The sequence below is a fragment of the Pseudomonas sp. 2VD genome, from assembly GCF_005503585.1.
Classification (GTDB): domain Bacteria; phylum Pseudomonadota; class Gammaproteobacteria; order Pseudomonadales; family Pseudomonadaceae; genus Pseudomonas; species Pseudomonas aeruginosa.
The window spans coordinates 1-1,102 of record NZ_SCND01000679.1 but is presented as its reverse complement, the minus strand read 5'-3'; the positions used below and the strand labels follow the sequence as shown (position 1 = coordinate 1,102).

1 protein-coding gene is annotated in these 1,102 nt (G+C 68.2%); it reads right to left on the bottom strand.

Annotation, left to right across the window (positions count from 1 at the left end):
• Positions 1-1,030 (bottom strand): sugar transporter (locus FFS27_RS33025; protein WP_137952573.1); only part of this gene is annotated, 1,030 nt, incomplete at its 3' end.
• Positions 1,031-1,102 lie beyond the last annotated feature (72 nt).

The window sequence follows — 1,102 nt, the reverse complement described above, 5'->3', positions numbered from 1 at the left end:
CGTTGTACAGGCCGGAGAACAGCGCCATGGCCACGTCGGTGGCGTCCGAGGCGAGGCGCAGGACGCGGGACTGCTGGGCCAGGCCGAAGCACATGATCGACATGCCCCAGAGCAGGCTGAGCGCCATCAGCCAGGTCGGCTGCGCGGACAGCGGCAACAGCAGCGCCAGGCTGCTGCCCAAGACGAGGATCGCGGCCAGCAGGAAGCCTCGCGGGAAAGCCTCGCTGTAGCGGCTGAAGAGGATCGAACCGAAGATCCCGGCGCCGCCGAACAACAGCAGCAGCAGGGTGGTCGCCTCGCCGCTCATCTGCGCCACCTGCTTGGCGAAGGGCTCGATGTAGCTGTAGGCGGTGAACTGGGCGCTGATCACCACCACGGTCAGCACGTACAGGCAAACCAGCGCCGGGCGTCGGAACAGCATCGGCAGGCTGCGCAGGGAACCGGAGTTCTGGCTTGGCAGCAGCGGCAGGGAGCGCGCCAGGTAGAGCAGGGTCAGCACCGAGAGTCCGGCGATGGCCATGAAGGTGGTACGCCAGCCCAGGGCCTCGCCGACCACCCGCCCCAGCGGGATGCCCAGGACCATCGCCAGGGTGGTGCCGGTGGCCAGCAGCCCTAGCGCCTTGGCCTGCTGTCCCGGCGGCGCCACGCGCACCGCCAGCGAAGCGGTGATGGCCCAGAACACCGCGTGGGCGAAGGCAATGCCGATCCGGCTGAGCATCAGCACCTGGAAGCTCCAGGCCAGCCCGGACAGCACGTGGCTGGCGATGAACAGCAGGAATACCCCGACCAGCAGCTTGCGCCGCTCGATGTTGCGGGTCAGCAGCATCATCGGCAACGAGGCCAGCGACACCACCCAGGCATAGATGGTCAACATCAGGCCGACCTGCGAGGTGGGCATCTCGAAGCTGTGGCCGATGTCGCTGAGCAGGCCGACCGGGACGAACTCCGTGGTGTTGAAGATGAAGGCGGCCAGGGCCAGGGCGATCACGCTCAGCCAGCTGCCGCTGCGGGTTTCGGAGGTGCTGTCCATGGGGCGTTCGGTTCCGGAGCAGGGGGCGGACGGGCAGGTCCCGCGACCCTCGCCACGCACGACGGAAAACGC